The following is a 13964-nucleotide window of genomic DNA, read 5'->3' as shown; positions in this document are numbered from 1 at the left end:
GGCATCGGGGAGGATGGCACCGCCCGCGCCGCCGGGACCGAGACATCCACCAGGGAAACGGACGACGATGACCATCATCGACAAGGTCGCATGGCTGCGTCTTGAGGACGGGAAGGTCCTGGGCGCGCGCTCCCGGGGCAAGGACACCTGCTATCTCCCCGGCGGCAAGCGCGAGCCGGGCGAGAGCGACACCGAGACCCTGGTGCGCGAGATCGCCGAGGAGCTGACCGTCTCCATCGACCCGGCCGGCGCGGTGCACGCGGGGACCTTCGAGGCACCGGCGCACGGCAAGGACTCCGGCACCACGGTGCGCATGACCTGCTACACCGCCGAGTACGAGGGGACGCTCGCGCCCAGCAGCGAGATCGAGGAGCTGGTCTGGCTGGGGTACGCGGATCGCGAGCGGGTCTCCGCCGTCACGGGGCTGGTCTTCGACGAGCTGCACCGTTCGGGGCTGCTGCGCTGAGCGTGCCGAGCCCCCACGCGTGACGGGGTCCCGGCGGTTTCCCGCCGGGACCCCGGTCCTCGTCGTCGGTGTGTGCCCGGTGCCGCGATCGGTGGGCGCTGTTACGCGGCGGCGTCGAATCCGGAGTCGCTGGCCATCTTCTTCAGCTCCAGCAGGGCGTGCTTCTCTATCTGCCGGATGCGCTCACGGGTGAGGCCGTGCTGCTTGCCGACCTCCGTCAGCGTCCGTTCACGGCCGTCCTCGATGCCGTAGCGGGCACGGATGATGGCCGCGGTCCGCTGGTCGAGGCGTCCGATCAGGTCCTCCAGGCCCTCGCGGCGCAGCATCACCAGCACGGACTGCTCGGGCGATGCCGCCGAGGTGTCCTCCAGCAGGTCGCCGAACTGGGTCTCGCCCTCGTCGTCCACCGACATGTTCAGCGAGACCGGGTCGCGCGCCCAGTCCAGGACGTCCTGGACCCGCTCGGGTGTGGAGCCAAGCTCGGCCGCCACCTCCGAGGGCTCCGGCTCCCGGCCCTGCTCGCGGTTGAACTCCCGCTGCACGCGCCGGATCCGGCCCAGCTCCTCCACCAGGTGGACGGGCAGCCGGATGGTGCGCGACTGGTCGGCGATCGAGCGGGTGATGGCCTGCCGGATCCACCAGGTCGCGTACGTCGAGAACTTGAAGCCCTTGCTGTAGTCGAACTTCTCCACCGCCCGCACCAGGCCGGCGTTGCCCTCCTGGATCAGGTCGAGCAGCGGCAGGCCGCTGCGCGGGTAGCGCCGTGCGACGGCGACCACCAGGCGGAGGTTGGAGCGGATGAAGACGTCCTTGGCACGTTCGCCGGCTGCCACGATCGCCTCGAGCTCGTCGTGGGTGATGTCGGCGGCGGGCCCCTGGGTCACCGGCGGTTCCTCGCCGTTCAGCAGACGCTCCGCGAACAGCCCCGCCTCGATCGCGAGGGACAGCTCGACCTCTTTCGCCGCGTCCAGCAGCGGGGTGCGGGCGATCTCATCGAGATACATCCCCACGAGATCGCGCTCGGTGGCATCGCCGCCTGCACTGGACCGGACACTGCCCGTCGACTCGGCACCCTCCACGGTGTCCTTACGTCGGGCGACGGCACGGGTTGCCATACGTGCTCCCTTGCGAGTGATCGAATGCTGTTCGATTGACGCACTGGTCAACCCGGACGCCTGGGATGCCCCCTCGCCTCCCGCGTCCGTAACGAATCAACGACGGGAATCCGGACAGAATTCCCAAGCAGCGCATCTTTTTCTGCCGATGCAGTATCCTGCCCGCCCACGACGGGTCTGTGATCTTGTCCGGTATCCCATGTCGCACCTCACCCGTGCTCACCCCCACGTCGGTGAAGACGAACGGCGCCCTCCGATGGTTGCGCGGGTGCCCGCCACCCGGATGCGTCATTCGGCGCGCGGCCCCCCTTTTCGCGGCCGAAGGTGGATTCCCAACCGGCCTCCACCTCCGACCGGACCGCCACCGCCGCCGCCCGCACCCCGGGCGGCCGCCCGGCGGGGAAGGGCGAGAAGCGAGATGCCCCACATACCCAGCCGCCCCCGGCGAGCCTTCATCGCCGTCGGCGGATCCCTTGCCCTGGTCATGGGTTCAACACCGGGCACGGCCTCCGTACTCCCCGCCCACCTGCTGCGCGCCGCCGCCGCGGTGGAGGGCTCCTGCGCGCCCGCCGAGCACGAGGGGCTCAGCGTCGGCATGCCCACCTCACCCGGCTACAGCGCCACCACCGGCGTCGTCACCGCCCTCACCGTCTTCATCGACTTCCCCGGCTCCGAGGCGCGCGGGACGACGGAGGAGCGGTTCGCCGAGTTCTTCCCGGCCACCAGCGAGTACTTCGCCACCAGCTCCTACGGGCGGCTCGACTACCGGGCCGAGCCCGTCCACCGCTGGCTGCGGATGTCCCAGCCCTTCGAGGCGTACGGCATCGACCGCGGCGCCGGCTGGCACCCGGACGATCCGCAGGGCTACAACCGGCTGCTGCGGGAGATCGCCGCCGCACTCGACGGCGAGGGCCTGGACCTGTCCGCGTACGACCTGGTCAACGTGCTGGCCACCGCGAACGCCGGCCCGCCCGCCACCGAGAAGGTGCTCTCCGTGTCCTTCCCCGGCCGCCCGCTGGCCCAGACCTCCTCCGGAACGCTCTCCAACGTCAGCTTCATCTGGAGCCGCCAGCCGGGCGAGAGCCCCTACCGGGTCCTGGTGCACGAGAACGGCCACGCCTTCGGCCTGCCCGACCTGTACTGGACCGGCCAGGACAGCGCCCCGCTGCTGGCCGGCCACTGGGACGTGATGGAACAGGACTGGGGGCCCACCAACGACTTCCTGGCCTGGCACAAGTGGAAGCTGGGCTGGCTGCTGCCCCACGAGGTGGTGTGCGTCCCGGGCGGCGCCGGGGTCAGCGACCATCTGCTGCGGCCGGTCTCCGATCCCGCCACCGGGCTGAAGCTGCTCGCCCTGCGCACCGGGGACAGCGAGGCGATCGCCGTCGAGGTGCGCGCCCGCGGCGAACTCGACCGCGTCGTGTGCCGCCCCGGTGTCCTCATATCCCGGGTGGACGCCGCCGTCCCCACCGGCCAGGGCCCCGTCCGGGTGGAGGACGCCACCCCCGGCTCGCCCGGCTGCCAGGCGCTGCCCGACCCGCAGGTCACCGCGGAGCTGACCGATGCCCCCTTCGTCCCCGGCGAAACCTTCACCGACGAGGATGCCCGGCTCCGTGTCGAGGTCCTCGCCGCCCACCCCGACGGCTCCCACCAGGTACGCGTCACCCGCTGGTGACCTGGGGGCGTCACCCGGGGTAAGTTCGGCGAAAAGGCGAGCAGCCACCACGGCGACCAGGGGCGGGGCGGGACAGGGACATGGGGCGCAAGGGGCGGGGCGCGGACGGCGGCGGGGATCCGCGCGCCGACATCGGACGGTGGATCGCGCACCGCCGCAACACCGAACTGGTGCTGATCCTGTTCGCCGTCCTCATCTGCGCCGCCGGGCACGCCACCGCCGGACTGGCCCTGTACGACGCGGTACCGAGCGGCCTGCCCGCGTACGCCGCGGGTCTGGGCGGCGCCGCGCTCGCCGCCCATCTGGCGGTACGCCGCTTCGCCCGGCACGCCGACCCGCTGATCCTGCCGGTCACCGTCATGCTCTCCGGGCTCGGGCTGATCCTCATGGACCGCCTGGACCACTCCTACGCCCTGCGGTACGGCTCCGAGCCCGTCGCCGCCAACCAGGCCACCTGGACCGTCATCGGCATCGGCCTGCTCGTGGCCACCCTCCTCGTGCTGCGCCACCACCGGCTGCTGGCCCGCTACACCTACGTCGGCATGGCGATCTCGCTGCTGCTGCTGATGGCCCCGGCGTTCTTCGGCGCCGACATGTACGGCGCCAAGCGGTGGATCAACCTCGGCCCGCTCTCCCTGCAGCCGGGCGAGTTCGTCAAGGTCATGATCGTGGTGTTCTTCGCCAGCTATCTGATGGCCAACCGCGACGCGCTGGCCCTGGTCGGCCGCCGCTTCCTCGGGCTGGCCCTGCCGCGCGGCCGCAACGCCGGCCCGGTGCTGCTGGTGTGGGGCGTCTCGCTGGTGGTGCTGTTCTACGAGCGTGACCTGGGCACCTCGCTGATCTTCTTCGGCGTGTTCATCGTGATGCTGTACATCGCCACCGAGCGCACCAGCTGGGTGGTGCTGGGCGGGCTGATGGCGGTGGGCGGCACGGTCCTGGTGGCCGCGACCCAGCCGCACGTCAAGGGCCGCGTCCAGGCGTGGCTGGACCCGATGGCGATCTATCTGCCGCCCGAGCAGCGCCCGCCGGGCCTGATCTCGGACCAGTCGGCGCAGGCGCTGTTCAGCTTCGGCACCGGCGGCCTCACCGGGACGGGCCTGGGGCAGGGGCACCCGGATCTGATCGGGTTCGCGGGGCGCTCCGACTTCATCCTGTCCACGGTCGGCGAGGAGCTGGGCCTGGCCGGGGTCACCGCGGTGATCTTCCTGTACGTGCTGCTGATCGAGCGGGCGCTGCGGACCGCGCTGTCGGTGACCGACCCCTTCGGGAAGCTGCTGGCGGCCGGTCTGGGCACGGTCATCGCTCTCCAGGTCTTCGTGGTGGCGGGCGGCGTCACCGGGCTGATCCCGCTGACCGGCAAGGCCCTGCCGTTCCTGGCACAGGGCGGCTCCTCGACGGTGGCGAACTTCCTGCTGGTCGCGCTGCTGATCAGAATCAGCGACAGCGCCGGGAAGGCGTCCACCGAGCCGGAGGGCAACGCGACCATCCTCACCCCCGTGATCCGGGTCGACGACGACCCCGCTTCTCCCGCACGTCCCGCATCACCTGGCACAGCACCGAAGGAGCCCCGCGAACGATGACCACCACGACGAGCAGTGCCTCCCTGACCGACGACGCCGGCGCGCTGGCCGGTGAGCTGACCCAGTTGCGCCGCACGCTGCACGCCGTCCCCGAGGTCGGCCTCGACCTGCCCCGTACCCAGGAGGCGGTGCTCACGGCGCTGGAGGGCCTGCCGCTGGAGATCACCACCGGGCAGGGGCTCAGCTCGGTGACCGGCGTGCTGCGCGGCGCGCTGCCCGGGCCCACCGTGCTGCTGCGCGGTGACATGGACGCGCTGCCGCTGGCCGAGCGCAGCGGCCTGGACTTCGCCGCCCCGGTGGAGCGGATGCACGCCTGCGGCCACGATCTGCACACCACCATGCTGGCGGGCGCCGCCCAGTTGCTGAGCACGCGGCGGGACCGGCTGGCCGGCAATGTGATCTTCATGTTCCAGCCGGGCGAGGAGGGCTACGACGGCGCCGGGCAGATGCTGGCCGAGGGCGTCCTGGACGCGGCGGGGACCGGGCAGCCCCCGGTGGCCGCGTACGCGCTGCACGTGATGTCGCACAGCTGGCCGGCCGGGGTGTTCACGGCGCGCGGCGGGCCGCAGATGGCTTCCTCGAACGTCCTGTCGGTGACGGTACGGGGCGCGGGCGCGCACGGCAGTTCCCCGCACCGGGGGAAGGACCCGATCCCGCCGGCCGCCGAGATGGTGGGCGCGCTGCAGACCTGGATCACCCGGACCTTCGACGTGTTCGACCCGGTGGTGCTGACCGTGGGCACGTTCCACGCCGGTACGGCCACCAACATCATCCCGGACACCGCCGAGTTCCAGGCGACGATCCGCTGCTTCTCGCCGGAGAACCTGGAGCGGCTGCGGGCCGGCACGGTGGCGGTGTGCCAGGGGATCGCGGCGGCGTACGGGGTGGAGGTGGACGCCGTCTTCTCCGAGCAGTACCCGGTGACGGTGAACGACCGTGCGGAGACCGACTTCGCGGCGCACGCGGTACGGGAGCTGCTGGGGGAGGAGCGGTTCGCGCCGATGGACAACCCGAGCCTGGGGGCCGAGGACTTCTCACGGGTGATCGACGCGGTGCCCGGGGCGATGATCTTCCTGGGGGCGACCCCGCTGGGCGCCGACCCGGAGACGGCGCCCAGCAACCACTCGCCGCTGGCGGTGTTCGACGAGTCCGTCCTGCCGGACGGCGCGGCGCTGTACGCCGATCTGGCGCTGCGGCGGCTCTCTGCGGCGGCGATCTGAGAAATCTGCCCCATATGTAGCGTTATGCCGTATGGGGTGGCATGCTGGAACTGGAGCCAAGGACCACCTCGATGAAGTGGAGAAGGTGCACAGCATCGAGGGCCCGGGAGTAAAACACCGGGTGGGGGCCCTTGGCTTCAGTGATGCCCGGCGCCCTCGCCGGGCATCGGCGCGTTCCGGGGCCGCCGGACCACACGGACGCGCCCGTACCGCTCGGGTACGGGCGCGGGACGCCGGGTACGTGCCGGGGGCGCTCAGGTGTGCGGGACGACCGCCACCGGGCTGTGCGCGTGATGCAGCAGACCGTGCACCACCGGGCCCACCCGGCTGCGGCCCCGCCCCACGACCACCAGCGCCGCGTCGGCCGCCGCCGCCAGCAGTACCGGTGAGGCGCTCCCCGCCACCGCCGTCTCGACCACCACCACCTGTGGATGGGCCGCCCGCAAGCGCGCCACGGCCGCCCCCACCGCCGTGTCGTGCTCCTCGCCCGCGTGCACGACCCGCAGCGGAACCCGGCGCCCGGCCGCCGCGGTGAACGCGAACTCCAGCAGCGCCTCGTCCGGCTGATCCAGATGCTTCAGCCCCACCACCACCTCGGCATCACCGCCGGGGTCGCCGTCCGCCGTCCCGCCGGACGAGCGCACCACGACCACCGGGCACGCGGTGTTCCCCACGATGTGGCCGCTCACCGAGCCCAGCAGGAACCCGGCCAGCGGACTGAGCCCGCGCGAGCCGAGCACCAGCAGCTCCGAGTCGTGCGAGACGTCCAGCAGCGCCGTCCGCGGCCCGTCCGCCAGCGCCTCCAGGGACACGTTCAGCCTCGGGTGCCGCTCCAGCAGCGTCTCCTGCGCCTCGCGCAGCAGCCGCTGCGCCCGCCGCTGCTCGTCGCTCGCCCGGTCCACCACCGGCTCCAGGGGCGAGGCCAGGCCCCAGCCGTGCACCAGCCGCAGCCGCAGCCCGCGCCGTACCGCCTCTTCGGCGGCCCAGTGGGCGGCGGCCGAACCCTCCGCCGAGCCGTCCACCCCGGCCGTAACGGGAAGGAGGGTCATCACACACCTCCAGAGGGTGTTTTATGCACACATCACCTGATGTGGCCCATTATCCCTCGCAGGGGGACGACCATGCCCGCGGCGCTGTGACCCACGGCACAGCGGGAGCTGAAATAACCGGGGAGGGCTTCCCCGTTTTGACTTCCGTATGTCCAAGCGGGGAGCCAGTCCCCACTTACCCGATCACCCCGGCACCAGAAGGCGGCGACCATGACGAGCCAGTGCGCCACGGCGGCACGGACCCGGCCGCCCCGGCTGCGCGCGGACGCCGTGCGCAACCGGGAGCGGATCCTGGCCGCCGCGCGGGACGCCTTCGTCGCCGACGGCAAGGACGCCCCCCTGGACGACATCGCCCGGCAGGCCGGCGTCGGCAACGCCACCCTCTACCGGCACTTCCCCGACCGGGAATCGCTCCTCTACCACGTGGTGCTCTACGTCAACGACCGGATCACCGAGCGCGCACAGCGCGCCCTGGAGGAGGAGAGCGACCCCTTCGAGGCCCTGCGCCGGACCGTCCTCGGCTCCACCGACGAGCGCATCGGCGCGCTCTGTCCCGTCATCGGCGTCAGCATCGACCCCGAAGACCAGCAACTGACCGCCAGCCGTGACCGCCTGCTCGACGTCTGCGGCCGGCTCGTGGAACGGGCCCAGGAGGCGGGCCAGCTGCGCCACGACGTGGGCGCGGGAGACCTGCTGATCGCCATCAGCCGGCTCACCCGCCCTCTGCCCGGCACCCGCTGCTCCGGTGGTGAGGTCCTGGCCCGCCGCCATCTCCAGATCTTCCTGGACGGACTGCGCGCCCCGGCGCGCTCCGAACTCCCGGGAACCGCAGCCCAGGTGGAAGACCTCGAAGACGAGTTCATCTGATCCACCCCGTCACGACACCGCCGGACCCGGTGCGCCCAGCCGAGTCCTCTTTGCCCAGGTTTTACCGAGAATCACAACGTGAGGTAACTGCCCCATGCCACCGGAAGCATCCGTGAGCCCGGCCCCCGGCGCGCTCGATCCGCGCCGCTGGCGCATCCTGACCTTCATCGCCATAGCGCAGCTGATGGTCGTCCTGGACGCCACCATCGTCAACATCGCCCTGCCCTCCGCACAGGAGGACCTCGGCCTGTCCGACGGCAACCGTCAGTGGGTCATCACCGCCTACGCCCTCGCCTTCGGCGGGCTGCTGCTCTTCGGCGGACGCATCGCCGACCTGTGGGGCCGGCGCAACGCCTTCATCACCGGACTGGTCGGCTTCGCCCTGGCCTCCGCCCTCGGCGGCGCGGCACAGAACTCCGGCCTGCTGTTCGCCTCCCGCGCCCTCCAGGGCGTCTTCGCCGCCCTGCTGGCCCCGGCCGCGCTCTCCCTGCTCACGGTGATGTTCACCGAGGCCAAGGAACGCGCCAAGGCGTTCGGCATCTTCGGCGCCATCGCGGGCGCCGGCGGCGCCGTCGGCCTGCTGCTGGGCGGGGTGCTCACCGAGTACCTCGACTGGCGCTGGACCTTCTACGTCAACATCCCCTTCGCCATCGTCGCCATCGTCGGCGCGATCGCGCTGATCAAGGAGCCCGAGGGCTCCCGCAACCGCTCCCCGCTCGACCTGCCCGGTGTCCTTCTGGCCACCGGCGGCCTGGTCGCCCTGGTGTACGGCTTCAGCCGCGCCGAGGAAGCGGGCTGGGGCGACGGCGTCACCATCGGCATGTTCGTGGCCGCCGTCGTGCTGCTGACCTCGTTCGTGGCGGTCGAGGCACGGGTCGCGCACCCGCTGCTGCCGCTGCGCGTGGTGCTCGACCGCAACCGCGGCGGCGCGTACGCGGCCACCGGCATCGCGGTGATCGGGATGTTCGGCCTGTTCCTGTTCCTCACCTTCTACATGCAGCTGATCAAGGGCTACTCGCCGGTGGTCACCGGCGTCGCCTTCCTGCCGATGGTGGCGGGCATGATCACCGGCTCGACGCAGATCGCCACCCGGCTGATGCTGCGGGTGCCGCCGCGCCACCTGATGGTGCCCGGCTACCTCGTCGCCGCCGTCGGCATGCTGCTGCTGACCCAGATCGGGATGGACACCTCCTACCCGCTGCTGATCCTGCCCGCGATGGTGCTGATCGGCCTGGGCCTGGGCACCGCGATGATGCCGGCCATGCAACTGGCCACCGGCGGGGTGCAGCCGGCCGACGCCGGGATCGCCTCCGCCATGGTCAACACCTCGCAGCAGGTCGGCGGTGCCATCGGCACGGCGCTGCTCAACACCATCGCCGCCTCCGCCACCACCTCCTACCTCGCGGCGCGCACCCAGGTGGGCATGAGCGAGCAGGCCCAGGGGCTGCTGGCGCTGGAGGGCCAGGTGCACGGGTTCAGCCGGGGCATCTGGTGGGCGTTCGGCATCCTGCTGCTGTCCGCGACCATCGCCGGTGTGCTCATCAACGGCAAGGGCGCCTCGGCGGCGCGGGGCCAGGACGCTCCCGCCGGTGAGGGCAGGGAGGGTGAGCCGGTTCCGGTGCTGGCGCACTGACCGGCGGACACCACCGCCCGTTCGTACGGACCCCCGTGGCCACGATGGCCACGGGGGTCCGTTCGTTTCCGGATCTGTTTACTTTCCGGCAGTACGGACGTAATCTGACGCCGAAACCACATGTTCGGGCGTAGAACGGACGCAAACACAGATGTACGCACCGGAGAGGCAGCAGGCCATCCTCCACCTCGCCCGCGAACGCGGCCGGGTCGAGGTCCTCGCGCTCGCCGACGAGTTCCAGGTCACCGCCGAAACCATCCGCCGCGACCTCAACGCCCTCGGCCGCGCCGGACTCCTGCGCCGCGTGCACGGCGGCGCCATCCCCGTCGGCCGCCTCGACTTCGAACCCGACCTCAGCGAACGCGAGAGCACCGCCGTCGGCGAGAAGGAACGCATCGCCGCCGCGGCCCTGGACCACCTGCCCCAGGACGGCAGCATCATCCTCGACGCCGGCACCACCACCGCCGCCCTCGCCGCCGCCCTCCCCCCGGACGCCGCCCTCACCGTCGTCACCCACGGCCTGCCGCTCGCCACCCGCCTCGCCGACCACCCCGGCATCGAACTCCACATCGTCGGCGGCCGCGTCCGGCACCGCACTCGCGCCGCCGTCGACGCCTGGGCGCTGCGCGCCTATGGCGAGATCACCGCCGACGTCCTCTTCCTCGCCACCAACGGCTTCGGCACCGACTCCGGACTCACCACCGTCGACCTCGCCGAAGCCGCCGTCAAACGCGCCCAGATCTCCGCCGCCCGCCGCGTCGTCCTCCTCGCCGACTCCCGCAAGTACGGCGAAGACCACTTCGCCCGGTTCGGCACCCTGGAACAGGTCGACCTGCTCATCACCGACACCGGCCTCAGCGACGACGCCGCACGCGCCATCGAGGACAAGGGAACGGAGGTCGTCCGCGCATGATCCTCACCATCACCCCCAACCCCAGCCTGGACCGCACCTACGAGATCCCCGCCCTGGAACGCGGCGCCGTACTGCGCGCCGGCACCGACCGCGTCGACCCCGGCGGCAAAGGCGTCAACGTCTCCCGCGCCGTCGCCGCCGCGGGCGTCCCCACCACCGCCGTCCTGCCACTCGGCGGCGCCGAGGGCGCGCTCCTCGCCGACCTGCTGACCGGACTCGGGGTCGACGTCATCGGCGTCCCCGTGGCCGGCTCCACCCGCGTCAACGTCTCCATCGCCGAACCCGACGGAACCCTCACCAAACTCAACGCCGCCGGCCCCCGGCTGACCGCCGCCGAGACCGAGACCCTGCTGGAAACCGCCCGCCGGCACGCCGGCCGGGCACGCTGGACCGTGTGCTGCGGCAGCCTCCCCGGCGGGGTCGGCAGCCACTGGTACGCCGACCTCGTCGCCCGCACCCACCGGGCGGGCGCCCGCATCGCCCTCGACACCTCGGGACCCGCATTGCTGGCCGCGCTGCGCGAACGCCCCGACGTGATCAAGCCCAACGCCGAGGAACTCGCCGAAGCCGTCGGCCGCCCCCTGAGCACCGTCGGCGACGCCGTCAAGGCCGCCGGCGAACTGCGTGCCGCCGGCGCCCGCGCCGTCCTCGCCAGCCTCGGCGCCACCGGACAACTGCTCGTCGACGACAGCGGCACCCACTTCGGCAGCGCCCACGTCACCGCCGTCCGCAGCGACGTCGGCGCCGGGGACGCCTCACTCGCCGGCTTCCTCACCGCCGGCGGCACCGGCCCCGCCGCACTGGCCGCCGCACTGGCCCACGGCGCCGCCGCCGTACAACTCCCGGGCTCTGTCATGCCCACCCCCGACGACCTGCGACCGGAGACGGTGACCGTCACCACCGACGTACCGCTGGACCGCCCCCTCGATGGAGCCACGAGATGAACACTCCCCTGATCACCGCTGATTTGGTGGACCTCGACCTGACCGCCGGCACCAAGGACGAAGCGGCCCGGGCCCTGGCCCGCCGCATGGTCGCCGCCGGACGCGTCACCGACCTGGACGGCTTCCTCGCCGACGTCGCCGCCCGCGAGGCCCAGATGCCCACCGGGCTCGAGGGCGGCATCGGCATACCCCACTGCCGCAGCGCACACGTCACCCGGCCCACGCTCGCCTTCGGACGCAGCGCGCGGGGCATCGACTTCGGCGCGGCCGACGGCCCCGCGACCCTCGTGTTCCTCATCGCCGCCCCGGCCGGCGCCGACCAGGACCACCTCAGCATCCTGTCCGCGCTGGCCCGCGACCTGATGCGGGCGGAGTTCACCGACGCGCTGCGCGCCGAGACCTCGGCGGCGCGGGCGGCGGCCCTGATCAGGGGAGAGGACCCGCAGGCCGAGGGCGCCGACGCCGAGGACGACACCACGGACGAGGCGCCGGGGGAGCCGCGCGAGACCGGCGTGACGGCGGACGACGCGGCGGACAGCGGCGCGGACAGGGACGGGGCGGAACCGTTCCGGATCGTCGCCGTCACCTCCTGCCCCACCGGCATCGCCCACACCTACATGGCCGCCGAGTCACTCGAACGGGCCGCCCAGGCCGAAGGCGTACGGATTCACGTCGAGACCCAGGGCTCCGCCGGCTTCGAACGCCTGGACCCCGCTGTCATCGCCGCCGCCGACGCCGTGATCTTCGCCCACGACGTGGAGGTACGGGAACGGGACCGGTTCGCCGGCAAACCCACCGTCGACGCCGGGGTCAAGGCAGGCATCAACCGCCCCGCCGAACTCATCGCCGATGCCAGGCGGCGCGCCACCGAGACCCCCGCCGGCGCCCCCACCACGGCTCCCATGGACCGGACCGGCGAATCCGCCGACAACGGCGACGGCTTCGGCACCCGGCTGCGCACGTGGCTGATGACCGGCGTCAGCTACATGGTGCCGTTCGTCGCCGCCGGCGGTCTGATGATCGCCCTCGGCTTCGCGCTCGGCGGCTACGAGATCAGCGACGCCCCCTCCGTCGCCGACCACTTCGTCTGGACCGAGGCCCACAGCTGGGCGGCCCTGCTCTTCCAGATCGGCGGCGCCGCCTTCGGCTTCCTCATCCCCGTACTCGCCGGCTACATCGCCTACGGCATGGCCGACCGGCCAGGACTGGTCCCCGGCTTCGTCGGCGGCGCGATCGCCATCACCATCGACGCCGGATTCCTCGGCGGCCTGGCCGCCGGCCTCGTCGCGGGCGCGGTGGTGAGAGCCATCCAGCGGGTCAACGTACCGGCCCCGTTGCGCGGCATCATGCCCGTGGTCGTCATCCCGCTCATCTCGTCGGCGATCGTCGGCTTCCTGATGTACATCGTCATCGGCAAGCCCATCGCCTCCGCCCAGTCCGGCCTCACCGACTGGCTGGAAGGACTCAGCGGAAGCAACGCCGTCCTGCTGGGCGTGCTGCTCGGCCTGATGATGTGCTTCGACCTCGGCGGCCCGGTCAACAAGGTGGCCTACGCCTTCGCCACCGGCGGCATCGCCGTCGCCGACCCCAGCGACACCAGCCTGAAGATCATGGCCACCGTGATGGCGGCCGGCATGGTCCCGCCGCTGGCCATGGCGCTGGCCACCACCGTGCGCGGCAAGCTCTTCACCAAGACGGAGAAGGAGAACGGCAAGGCCGCCTGGGTGCTGGGCGCCTCGTTCATCTCCGAGGGAGCCATCCCGTTCGCCGCCGCCGACCCGCTGCGGGTCATCCCGTCCGCGATGGCGGGCGGCGCGGTCACCGGCGCGCTCACCATGGCCTTCGACAACACGCTGCGGGCGCCGCACGGCGGGGTGTTCGTCGTCCCGCTGATCGGCAGCCCGTTCCTGTACCTGATCGCGATCGCGGCGGGCACCGCCGTCAGCACCGCCCTGGTCATCCTCCTCAAGAGCCGCCGCGGCACGAAGCCCGCGGCGGCGCCGGAAGCGGCCGGTACGACGGCGCCCGCGGCAGCCGCCGCGGCCCCGGTCTCGGCGTGAGCGACCCGGAGCCGGTCAGCGGCGGATGATCCGCCGCACCAGCTCCGGGACCCACTCGACGTACTCGACCTCCGCCCCGTCCGCGTGCCGCGCGTACAGGAAACGCCCGGTCGGCGAGGGGGCGACGGGCGTGGTGATGGTCGCCCCTGCTCCGGCGAGGGCGGCCATCACCTCATCCAGGTCATCGACGACCACCGTGGCCGAGGCGTGCGCGTACTTCGCCCGCTCGCCCGGCGGACCGGCGATCACCAGCAGGTCGCCGATGGCGGCCAGCTCGACGGACTCGAAGCCGACCCGCAGATCGGGGGCGGCGCCGGTCAGCCGCTCCAGCAGCGGGAGGGCCCGATCGAGGCTGTCGGACCACAGCCGGGCGTACGTCTTCAGAATGGCCATGCGGGTGCTCCCTGACGGGTGAGGTTTCCGAACGTTCCTCGGTAACCGT

Annotated in this window: 12 protein-coding genes; 9 read left to right on the top strand and 3 right to left on the bottom strand. The window is 72.3% G+C overall.

What is annotated here, in order from left to right:
* Positions 1-67 precede the first annotated feature (67 nt).
* Positions 68-466 (top strand): NUDIX hydrolase, encoded by a 399-nt coding sequence (locus tag SXIM_RS09985; RefSeq protein ID WP_030736163.1) that lies wholly within the window; start codon positions 68-70, stop codon positions 464-466.
* A gap of 101 nt (positions 467-567) precedes the next feature.
* Here SXIM_RS09985 and SXIM_RS09980 read toward each other — a convergent pair whose 3' ends face one another.
* Positions 568-1581 (bottom strand): sigma-70 family RNA polymerase sigma factor, encoded by a 1014-nt coding sequence (locus SXIM_RS09980; protein ID WP_030736161.1) that lies wholly within the window; start codon positions 1579-1581, stop codon positions 568-570.
* A gap of 418 nt (positions 1582-1999) precedes the next feature.
* Here SXIM_RS09980 and SXIM_RS09975 point away from each other — a divergent pair, with 418 nt between their 5' ends.
* From SXIM_RS09975 to SXIM_RS09965, 3 genes are all read left to right on the top strand, one after another.
* The gene (locus SXIM_RS09975) at positions 2000-3256 is read left to right on the top strand and encodes a M6 family metalloprotease domain-containing protein (RefSeq protein WP_046723690.1); all 1257 of its coding nucleotides are present in this window, start codon (positions 2000-2002) and stop codon (positions 3254-3256) included.
* A gap of 80 nt (positions 3257-3336) precedes the next feature.
* Positions 3337-4836, top strand: coding sequence for an FtsW/RodA/SpoVE family cell cycle protein (locus SXIM_RS09970; protein ID WP_030736157.1), 1500 nt, complete (start codon positions 3337-3339; stop codon positions 4834-4836).
* The gene (locus tag SXIM_RS09965; RefSeq protein WP_030736154.1) at positions 4833-6056 is read left to right on the top strand and encodes a M20 metallopeptidase family protein; all 1224 of its coding nucleotides are present in this window, start codon (positions 4833-4835) and stop codon (positions 6054-6056) included. The genes SXIM_RS09970 and SXIM_RS09965 overlap by 4 nt, the downstream gene beginning before the upstream one ends.
* Before the next feature lie 254 nt (positions 6057-6310).
* On the opposite strand, the gene SXIM_RS09960 is transcribed toward SXIM_RS09965, so the two are convergent.
* Positions 6311-7105, bottom strand: coding sequence for a universal stress protein (locus SXIM_RS09960; protein ID WP_030736151.1), 795 nt, complete (start codon positions 7103-7105; stop codon positions 6311-6313).
* Between the two features lie 210 nt (positions 7106-7315).
* Here SXIM_RS09960 and SXIM_RS09955 point away from each other — a divergent pair, with 210 nt between their 5' ends.
* From SXIM_RS09955 to SXIM_RS09935, 5 genes are all read left to right on the top strand, one after another.
* Positions 7316-7972, top strand: coding sequence for a TetR/AcrR family transcriptional regulator (locus SXIM_RS09955; RefSeq protein ID WP_030736148.1), 657 nt, complete (start codon positions 7316-7318; stop codon positions 7970-7972).
* A gap of 94 nt (positions 7973-8066) precedes the next feature.
* Positions 8067-9605, top strand: coding sequence for an MFS transporter (locus tag SXIM_RS09950; RefSeq protein ID WP_046723689.1), 1539 nt, complete (start codon positions 8067-8069; stop codon positions 9603-9605).
* A gap of 151 nt (positions 9606-9756) precedes the next feature.
* Positions 9757-10518 carry a DeoR/GlpR family DNA-binding transcription regulator gene (locus SXIM_RS09945; protein WP_046723688.1) on the top strand — a complete coding sequence of 254 codons (762 nt, stop codon included), beginning with the start codon at positions 9757-9759 and terminating at the stop codon, positions 10516-10518.
* Positions 10515-11462, top strand: a complete 948-nt coding sequence (gene pfkB, locus SXIM_RS09940) for a 1-phosphofructokinase (protein ID WP_030736138.1) — start codon at positions 10515-10517, stop codon at positions 11460-11462. Before SXIM_RS09945 ends, pfkB begins: the two co-directional genes overlap by 4 nt.
* Positions 11459-13522: a PTS fructose transporter subunit IIABC gene (locus tag SXIM_RS09935; RefSeq protein ID WP_046723687.1), complete on the top strand. Its 2064-nt coding sequence runs from the start codon at positions 11459-11461 to the stop codon at positions 13520-13522. Before pfkB ends, SXIM_RS09935 begins: the two co-directional genes overlap by 4 nt.
* Before the next feature lie 15 nt (positions 13523-13537).
* Here the strand turns inward: SXIM_RS09935 and SXIM_RS09930 are convergent, their stop codons facing one another.
* On the bottom strand, positions 13538-13915 hold the full coding sequence (locus SXIM_RS09930; protein ID WP_030736132.1) for a VOC family protein: 378 nt from the start codon (positions 13913-13915) through the stop codon (positions 13538-13540).
* Positions 13916-13964 lie beyond the last annotated feature (49 nt).

This window comes from Streptomyces xiamenensis (assembly GCF_000993785.3).
In the GTDB taxonomy this organism is placed as follows: domain Bacteria; phylum Actinomycetota; class Actinomycetes; order Streptomycetales; family Streptomycetaceae; genus Streptomyces; species Streptomyces xiamenensis.
This window is presented reverse-complemented; position numbering and strand designations above follow the sequence as displayed.